This is a genomic window from Paenibacillus sp. 01L418 (assembly GCF_056400045.1).
Window position 1 is genome coordinate 18278 of sequence record NZ_JBFTSN010000052.1, and the last position, 9509, is coordinate 27786.

Sequence of the window (9509 nt, forward strand, 5' to 3'; positions counted from 1 at the left end):
TTTGAAAGCGGAATCATTTTAATTTTAGAAAGAGGAGGCATGGCATGCATAACACGATGGTAGCAGCCCATACGGGATGTGGTGTTTATCCGGATAACACAATGGCATCATTTGAAGAAGGCATTAAATTCGGCGCAGATATCGTAGAAGTCGATGTACGCATAACCCAAGATGGTATTGCAATCCTTCTGCATGATGATTCACCTTATCTTCACTCACACACCTTCGAACAGTTGAATAATCCGGATATACGGCCGCTGCTCGATCCGATTTATAAAGATCATGAAATTGCGACGTTGGAACAAGTGCTTCAGCTTTCGGCTTCGCTAGGAATCAAATTGAATTTGGATATAAAAACAGTAGAAGCTATTGATCCGACGGTAGGGCTTATTCACCAGTTTAAAGCGCAAAAACGGGTTTTCATTACAGGATGTTCCGATAACATTACGGTAAGATACCCGGATATTCAAGTCATGCTGAATACGCCGGACGATTTGACTTTGGAACAAATGGAGCGATATGGCGACTTCGCGGAGGCCGTATGCAGGGAAGCTAAGCAAGCTGGATACGCAGGGCTCAATATGAATGGCTTTACTTGTCTTCCGCCAATCGTAATTCGAGCGCACGCTTTAGGTTTGAAGGTATGGGTTTATACTGTGAACTTTCGGTCAGCAATGGAATGGTTTCTGAGGATGAAAGTTGACGCCATTACTACACGTTCACCCATGGATCTAATCGCACTTAAAAAAGAATGAAATTAACTGTAGCCAATTGAAAAAAAGTTTGGTATAATCCGTTCATGGTAAGCGCTTACTTTAAGAGGCGCACTTTATTTTAATCTTCATGGTATCGCTTCCAGAAAAAGCAGTTTCAGATTAAGACGCTCATAGTCAACATGGAAGAAGGTGAATTTTGTTGCAGCTCTTGATACCAATGAGTGAATGAATCTTAACAAAATATTTACCTATAGATAACAAATAATGGTTTAAGAAACAAGTTTTTGTTAATACAATCGGTCTAGGATGAAAAACTGTTACTCGGATAAGAGGGTGATTGGTTAAAATTTATGTAATTGAAATTTTATATGGTATCGCTTCCAGACAGTAATCAGAAAGAAGGTGACTTTCAACTTATGAAGCAAATGACCGTACCAATGAAGCGAAAAAACAGTGGTATCGTTTTATGGAGAAAAATGTTGGCTCACAAATATTTATATTTCATGTTGTTGCCATGTGTTGTTTTCTTCATCATTTTCAACTATATTCCGATGGCCGGCTTGTTGTTAGCCTTCAAGGAATACAAGTTCAATGAGGGCATCTTAGGAAGCCCATGGGTTGGCTTGGATTATTTCAAGCAATTTTTTAATTCCTATCAAAGCGGAGAGTTGATTAAAAACACACTCATCATAAGTTGTATGAAATTGTTTCTATACTTGCCGTTTCCGATTATTCTTGCACTTATGTTTAATGAAGTTCGCTCAAAATGGTTCAAAAATGTTTCTCAGAGCTTGCTGTATTTGCCGCATTTCCTCTCGTGGGTTGTCGTCATCGGCTTAGTTCAACGTATACTCGCTCCTGATACTGGCTTGTTGAATCAGGTAATAACGAATATGGGCGGCGACGGAAGTACATTCTTTATGATGGATTCGGATTACTTCTACCAGATTATGTTCGGAAGCCATGTATGGAAGTCTATTGGTTGGGATTCGATCATCTATGTCGCAGCGATCTCAGGAATTAATCCCGAAATGTACGAAGCGGCTAAAATTGATGGGGCAAGCAAATTCCGAGAGGTTTGGAATATTACGCTGCCGTCCATCACACCGACAATTGTAATCCTCTTTATATTGTCTCTGGGCAGTATATTATCCGCCGGGTTCGACCAGATTTATTTGCTCAAAACACCGGGTAATGCACCGCTCTCTGATATTTTGGACACTTACATTATCCGAGTTGGCTTGCAAGGCGGTCAGTACGGATACGCGACAGCCGTGGGCATGCTGCAAGGATTAATTGGATTGATCTTGGTTGTATTCGCGAACCGAGTTTCCCGAAAGGTTTCTGAAACATCCTTATGGTAGCTTAATTCTGATAACGTTACCATAGTTGCTATGCGAAAAGGTTTGCATGACCATCCACTTGGTGGGAGACGTCTTCTGGCGTGTTTCATAAAATCATTTTAGAAAAGGGGAACAATCGCATGAGTAAGAAATGGGCAAAGTATTTCGCAATACCTTTGGTGACAGCGATGCTGATCGCCGGCTGCTCGAATGGCAACAAGAACAATAATGAAACACCTGCTCCTGGCGGGACAGATGAGGTTTCACCTACAACAGAAGGGAAACCGGCTACATGGATTGCTGATCGTAAAATCAAAGGTCTTGTATTCATGGGTACCGACGATTACACAGAAGATATGAACCCGGAAATTAAAGCGAAAATAAAGGAGCAAACGGGGATCGACTTTGAAATTGAAATCATGAAAGCCGAAAAATCCATCGATGGCTTGATTGCAGGCATCGCTGCAAACGACTTGCCGGATTTCGTTGCTTTCTACCTCAATAACAGTGGTAGACCGGAAATGCCTGTTGTCTTGAAAGCGGCGCGCGAAGGTATGTTCACTGATTTGACTCCGCTTATGAAAGATACGAAAGTGTACAGCAAATATTTGCAAGATGACTATTTGYCGCTTGATACGAAATACGGCGTTATGTTCCGTCCTGAGTTTAACGGCTCTTCTTATTTCGTTCATATGAATATCAATCGACAAGGCGGTTATCTATCTAACAAATACGTAGGCGGCGCTTATATCCGTAAAGATATTGCTGACTCACTAGGAATCGACCCGCGCACAATCAAGACGTCGGATGAAGTGTATGAGCTGGCTAAGAAAATTAAAACCGGTAACTTCAAAGACAACAATGGTAGTCCAGTGATTCCAATCGGTCCATCATTTTGGGGAGGTAAAGATGTTTCAGCCGCTTTCAAGGATCTGCAGTGGGGCGAAGACGACCAGCGAATCAAAAAATCGAAAGACGGTCAAATCCTTCATGAAGCAGAAACCGAATATCCTATGAAGAAAGTAGAGTATTTCCAAAAGCTGCTTAAAGAAAAGCTTATTCATCCCGAGTACTTTACGATAGACGAAAGCCGCGCAACAGAGGGCGCTTTGAATGGCTCATGGGCGATTATCGGTGATGCCCACAACTATCAAGAGTTCAACCAAGATATGCATTACCTACCGCTTGGACCAATTAACAACGTAGACGGGCCTTACCAAATGCAAGTTAGCTTTAAGTCCGGCTACAGCGCTTGGGCGATCCCAACTACAACGAAAAACCCGCAAGAGATTGTTAAATTTGCGGACTACTTAGCTAGTAAGGAAGGAAAACTTATTTGGAAATACGGTTTGGAGGGCCGCGATTATACGCTCGGCGCAGACGGTTTTCCACTTGTGAAACAAGAAGTGTTGGATCTGAAAGCAACAGATCCGAACGAAGCGAAAAAGCTCGGCTTCCAAGGCGTCGGCAACTCATGGGGCGATATTCTAGGCGGCACGGACACCGATAACTTGGCTGATTTCGGGGAAATGCAATATGGCGACAAATTGAAAAAAGAAGACAATAACGGTGCTCTAAAACTAATCGAATATTGGAACTTTGAGGAAAAGTACAAAAATGCGAAGATCATTGACAGCTACGTACCTACCGCGTTCCTTGGTGAATTTGATAGATCTTCAGAACTTAAAGCGGCTTTGGACGCTTACAATGAAACTTTGATCCGCGCTTATTACGGCAAGAGTCTTGATGAAGCTAAGAAAATGTTGGAAAGCAACTTGAAACAATTGAAATCAGCAGGATTGGACGATTATTTGAAGCTTCTCGCAGAAAAAGATGCCGATCCAAAAACGGACGTAAACCTGAACGATTAGAGACTAGGTTCAACATTTAGAAGCAGAAAATTAGTGGAAGAGGCAAGGCGATTTTATCCGCACCTGGGTAAAAACGCCTTTCCTTCAACGGAGGAGGGAGAAAGTGGGAAACGAATTTTATAAGCTCAGCACGGGTGAAAGAATTTTCAGAGTCATTAACTACTTGCTTCTAATCGCGCTGTGTTTATCGATCATTCTACCTTTTTTTAATATTTTTGCACTTGCTTTTAATCCCGGTAAAGACGCGGAAAGAGGCGGCATTTACTTCTGGCCGAGGATTTGGTCCTTGGAAAACTTCCAAAAAGCGTTTGAAACGTCCAATATTACAACTGCTTTTGGGATTTCAGTCTTCCGAACGGTCGTAGGAACGATCTCAAGTGTTTTTCTGACTGCAGCAGCAGCTTATGCATTAAAGAGCAAAACATTGCCTGGCGGAAAATACATTATGATGATCATTTTCTTCACCATGTTGTTTGGAGGGGGAATCATTCCCTATTACATGCTGCTTAAGTCCATTCATTTGACGAATAATATTTGGGTTTACGTCATTCCAAGCTTATATAGCGTATGGAACATCATCATAATGCGAACATTTTTTCAACAAATCCATCCGAGTTTGGAAGAATCGGCGCGAATTGATGGGTATAACGACTTTTCGATTTTCTTGCGCGTCATTATGCCGCTCAGTCGGCCGGTTATAGCGGTTATTGGCTTGTTTAACGCCGTTGGCCATTGGAACGATTGGTTCACTGGTGCATTTTATATTCGAAAATCGTCTTTGCGCCCGCTGTCCACGCTTCTACAAGAAATGTTGATGAGTGCGGAAGCGATGCGGGATACGCTCAATCAGGCTGCCGGACTTAGATACGATTTGATCGAAAAAATGCAGGTTACAGGAAACTCGCTTAAAATGGCAACGATCATTATCGTCGTCACGCCGATTATTCTTATCTATCCATTTGTGCAGCGCTATTTTACCAAGGGTATTATGATCGGATCGATTAAAGAGTAAATCAGCCTAGGAGAGGATGGGGGAAAAATGAAAATAGTGAATCCATACGTAGAGTTGGGGACTTGGTTTAAAGGAAGCTTTCATAATCACACGACGAACAGCGATGGTTGGTTTTCGCTCGAAACGGTTTACAAAATGTACGGTGGATACGATTTTCTCGGTATTTCTGACCACGATAAAATTACGAAACACGAAGGCAAAAGAGAGATACCGAATGTTTTCGAAGCCATAGAAGTAAGCAGTCGGCAAACACATATGCTGCTCGTGAAACCGMCGCAAATGATTATGGAAAACTACAGCAATGCATTTACGATTGAGAACTATCAACGCTTTGTGGATCTAACAACGACGAACGATGGATTTGCAGTGCTTGTGCATCCGAATCGGTATTTCTCGAATTTTTGGGAACTAGAAGATATGTTTAAGATGGAACGTTATCTTGGGGTTGAAGTCTATAACGGGGACGGCAATCCAGAGTATGATATCGCGTTTGACAAGTGGGATGCTCTTCTATCCGCGGGTCGTAAAGTGTGGGGCTTCGGAAATGACGACTCGCACGTATATGGACAAGAAAAACGCGCTTGGAACGTGGTTAGAGCTAAGGCAAATACGAACGATGCTATCATTGATGCGATTAAAGAAGGTAACTTTTATGTATCAACGGGGTATGGGTTTGATGCGATCAGTGTAGAAGGCAACAAGGTTGTTGTTGATCTTCGCTCTAATGATTTGCTTGATAAAATGTACAAATACGTCACGTTTTTCGGTAAAGACGGACAGGTGCTTAAAGAAACAACAGGACGAATCAAGCAAGCTGAATATGAGTGTAAAGGAGACGAAAAATACGTCCGTATAGCCGTTTATTTGGAAGGCGGGTATTCAGCTTTTTCTCAGCCATTATTTATTGAAGATTAATCAGCTCTTAGGTCGAGGAGGAGTTATGGTGGAGCACAACAAGTTAAGATTCCGATCAGACGGGACATTTACGATCATTCAATTTACCGATATGCATATCAAGAATGGAATTGAACCTGAAAAGGATGTTCAAACGTTAGCTGTTATTCAGCAGCTGATTGCGTCGCAGAAGCCCGATTTGATCGTCCTTACTGGCGATGTCATATCCAGCTATGATACAGAGGATCAAGAAGCAGCATTTCGCCGTGCGATTGCGGATGTTGTCCAGTCTGCCATTCCGTTCGCTGTCATTTATGGCAATCATGATTCAGAGACAGGTATTACTCGTCAGCGATTGAATGAAGTTTTAAAGGAATATAGTAATAACTTATCTGAGGATGGTCCTAAGGACATCCATGGAGTTGGGAATTATGCTCTTACTGTAGCGGGTTCTGCGAGTGAAGAAGATACGGCTGTTCTGTACTTTTTTGATTCCGGAGATTCAGCACCTGAGTCCGTTGGTGGATATGAATGGATACATCCAGATCAGGTTCACTGGTACTGCAGCGAATCGAAAAAGCTTGCTCAGAAGAATGGCAGCGCATTGCCTGGACTCGCTTTTTTCCATATTCCAATACCGGAATATGAGCAAGTCTGGCAGGAAGGCAAAAGTATAGGCAATAAAGGCGAGGAGGTCTGCTGTCCGAAGTTGAACAGCGGTTTATTCACGGCAATGCTGGAGCAGGGTGATGTCATGGGGACTTTTGCCGGACATGATCATGATAATGATTACGTAGGAGAGCTTCATGGCATCCGATTGTGTTATGGACGTGCCACGGGCTTCAACACATACGGAGAGCTTGAGCGCGGAGCAAGAATCATTACGTTATTCGAAGGAAAACGGGAGTTCGATACACGGATAGAAATAGCGAAATTGAACTAAGCTGATAAGGAATTGTCTCGCGGCTGAATGATATTAAAGAATAAATGATGAGAAAGTTTGTCGAAGTCGAAGTATATCTTATATAATTCTAATATATGAACGAAATATACTTCCACGAAGGGTGAATAATGTGCAACCAAAAATCAAAGATGTGGCCCGGGTAGCAGGAGTTTCGGTTACGACTGTGTCCAGAGTGCTAAATGGCGAGAGGTATGTGAAAGACGATCTCAAGGAAAAGGTGAATCAAGCCATCGATCAATTGGGATACGCTCCGAGCCATATCGCCCGAAGCTTGGTACGCAACAAAACGAATCTCATTGGGGTAATTGTGCCAGATCTTACCTCAAGCTTCTATTCGACAATTTTAAGCAGCATCGAAGAGGCGGCTAGCACTAATGATTATAACCTTTTGGTATGCAATATCATCGAGGATATAGATAAAGAATTAAAGTATATCAATGTGTTTCAGGAAATGCGAGTAGAAGGCATCATTATTATGCATGAGAAAATTAATGAGGAAATTCGTGCTTTGATTCATAAGATGAACATTCCCGTTATTTTTTCTAGTGTTAAACCGATGGACCAGGAGTTCGCTTCTGTAATTATTGATGACTACAAAGCTGCTTACGATGCGACAAAATATTTGATTGAGCTTGGCCATGAGGAAATCGGGTTTATCGGCGGCGACATGCGTGATATTACATCGGGACAAAACCGGTATAGCGGATATCGAAATGCATTGTCAGACCATTCCATTAAAATCATATATGAAAATATCCGGTTCGGTGATTATAAAGTGAAAAGCGGATACGAGCAAATGAAGGATATTCTTCGCAATAAACAAACGCCTACGGCTGTATTTGCCGTAAGTGATGATATGGCTGTTGGAGCGATGAACTGCATTTGGGATCATAACCTTCGAGTTCCAGAGGATATTTCCATTATGGGCTTTGACGGAAGTCAACTGACCGAGCTTGCCCGTCCGAGGTTAACCTCAATGGAGCAGCCTATTCAAGACATGGGCAAAGTGACGATGGCAGCGCTGTTGAAACAGATTACGAATAAGGAAACGTCAACCGAGGATATTATCTTGGAGCATAAACTAGTTGTCCGTGAAAGCTGTATAAGAAGAGATTCATAAGGATTAGAGAGCACAGCACATCAGTGCATATCGGAAATAGATGGAGATGAGGCACCATTGAAAAATTACGATGTCATCGTGATTGGAGACGCGAATATTGATTTAGTTGTTGAGGGCTGCAACGAGCTGCCAGCACCCGGACAAGAGGTATTTGTTCAAAATATGACCATCCACGTCGGCGGAGGGGCAGCTTTGTTTAGTTTGGCAACAGCCAAGCTAGGTTTGAAGGTTGCCTTTAACGGAGTTCTAGGTGAGGACGGATTTGGTCAGCTTATAAAAGATCAATTTTCTCGGTATGGAATCGATACCAGATATATTAAAAAGAGCAGCAGCAATACAGGAATATCCATTGCAATTAATCCGGAAAATGATCGTTCTTTTATAACGTATGCTGGTTCAAACGCCGAGCTAAGCTTGCAGCAGCTTGACATGAATAGTGTTTTATTAGGACGTCATGTTCATTTGACTTGTTATAAGGGAAGCCGCAATCATGCTGAATTTTTGGAAACGGTAAAAAAGCTTAAAGCACTAAACGTAACGACCTCTATTGATATGGGGTGGGATGACACTGGGGAATGGTACCCTGGCATTTTTGAACTAATGAAGCATATCGACGTTTTCTTCATGAACGAAACCGAAGCTATACACTATACCGGTTGTACAACGGTAGAGGAAAGTCTTGAAGTTCTTTCTAAACACAGCAGCCATATCGTGCTCAAATTGGGTTCGAAAGGTGCGGTGACATCGGTAGGCGGGCAGCAGTCCTATCGTTCGAGCTTCTCCGTCCGAGTCGTCGACACGACTGGAGCGGGTGATTCTTTTAATGCCGGTTATATTTATGGATATTTGGCAGGGAAAAATCCAGAGGAATGTTTGATATATGGAAATGCTTGCGGCGCAATGTCTGTAAGCGAATATGGTGGAAATACAGGGACGACAAACATACAGCTGCTAGAGAAATTTATCGCAGATCGAATTGGTGAAACAAAAGAAACGCTGGAAACCACACTATGAATCTAATGATTCATAGTGATGGTTTATGTATGAGACTATAAGCGGGTTTTAGGAGAGTGGACATCATACAAGTCGAGAAACTGAACGCAAATCTCGTAAAGCTGAAAACTCGTGTGTCGGAAGGGCAATGGGGCAAACGCATCGTTGCGGAATTGGAATATGCTAATCGAGTTTCAAAGGTGATGGGAGGTCAGTATGATGATCTGATCGATCCCGTTGTTATCGATCTGCTGAATACATTAGATCAAGAAGGCATCATCGGGGAGCAAACGGTTCGCAGTGCAGAGCAGCGGTTGTCTGAAATGGCAGCAGCAGCGAAGTCGTACCATTTGATTTGTGCTGCTCATGCCCACTTGGATATGAACTTTCTTTGGGGCTGGGATGAGACGGTATCCGCGACTCTTAATACGTTCCGTACAATGCTGGATCTGCTGCAGGAGTATCCTGATTTTCGCTTTTCCCATTCACAAGCAGCTGCCTATCATATTGTTGAAACCTATGATCCTGAAATGCTAGAAGAAATCAAAGTTCGTGTGCAAGAAGGACGATGGGAAGTAACGGCATCAACATGGGTT

Annotated in this window: 9 protein-coding genes; all 9 read left to right on the plus strand. The window is 42.6% G+C overall.

Going from position 1 to position 9509, the window contains the following annotated elements; translation table 11 throughout:
* Positions 1 to 44: 44 nt before the first annotated feature.
* Positions 45 to 755: a glycerophosphodiester phosphodiesterase gene (locus AC1DSE_RS10045; protein WP_477509736.1), complete on the plus strand. Its 711-nt coding sequence runs from the start codon at positions 45 to 47 to the stop codon at positions 753 to 755.
* Positions 756 to 1132: 377 nt separating this feature from the next.
* Positions 1133 to 2080, plus strand: coding sequence for an ABC transporter permease (locus tag AC1DSE_RS10050; RefSeq protein WP_441875547.1), 948 nt, complete (start codon positions 1133 to 1135; stop codon positions 2078 to 2080).
* 119 nt (positions 2081 to 2199) lie between these two features.
* Positions 2200 to 3930, plus strand: coding sequence for an extracellular solute-binding protein (locus AC1DSE_RS10055; protein WP_477527640.1), 1731 nt, complete (start codon positions 2200 to 2202; stop codon positions 3928 to 3930).
* A gap of 103 nt (positions 3931 to 4033) precedes the next feature.
* Positions 4034 to 4942, plus strand: coding sequence for a carbohydrate ABC transporter permease (locus tag AC1DSE_RS10060; protein ID WP_076265569.1), 909 nt, complete (start codon positions 4034 to 4036; stop codon positions 4940 to 4942).
* Between the two features lie 27 nt (positions 4943 to 4969).
* The gene (locus tag AC1DSE_RS10065; protein WP_477527641.1) at positions 4970 to 5857 is read left to right on the plus strand and encodes a CehA/McbA family metallohydrolase domain-containing protein; all 888 of its coding nucleotides are present in this window, start codon (positions 4970 to 4972) and stop codon (positions 5855 to 5857) included.
* 28 nt (positions 5858 to 5885) lie between these two features.
* Positions 5886 to 6779 (plus strand): metallophosphoesterase family protein, encoded by an 894-nt coding sequence (locus AC1DSE_RS10070; protein WP_477527642.1) that lies wholly within the window; start codon positions 5886 to 5888, stop codon positions 6777 to 6779.
* 130 nt (positions 6780 to 6909) lie between these two features.
* Positions 6910 to 7920 carry a LacI family DNA-binding transcriptional regulator gene (locus AC1DSE_RS10075; protein ID WP_339203046.1) on the plus strand — a complete coding sequence of 337 codons (1011 nt, stop codon included), beginning with the start codon at positions 6910 to 6912 and terminating at the stop codon, positions 7918 to 7920.
* Between the two features lie 57 nt (positions 7921 to 7977).
* On the plus strand, positions 7978 to 8934 hold the full coding sequence (locus AC1DSE_RS10080; RefSeq protein ID WP_477509731.1) for a carbohydrate kinase family protein: 957 nt from the start codon (positions 7978 to 7980) through the stop codon (positions 8932 to 8934).
* A gap of 56 nt (positions 8935 to 8990) precedes the next feature.
* On the plus strand, positions 8991 to 9509 hold a 519-nt coding region (locus AC1DSE_RS10085; RefSeq protein WP_477527643.1), incomplete at its 3' end, for a glycoside hydrolase family 38 N-terminal domain-containing protein.

Excerpts from the sequence above, each read along its gene's own strand:
- AC1DSE_RS10045 (WP_477509736.1), top strand. The coding sequence starts at position 45 with ATGCATAACACGATGGTAGCAGCCCATACGGGATGTGGTGTTTATCCG.
- AC1DSE_RS10050 (WP_441875547.1), top strand. The coding sequence starts at position 1,133 with ATGAAGCAAATGACCGTACCAATGAAGCGAAAAAACAGTGGTATCGTT.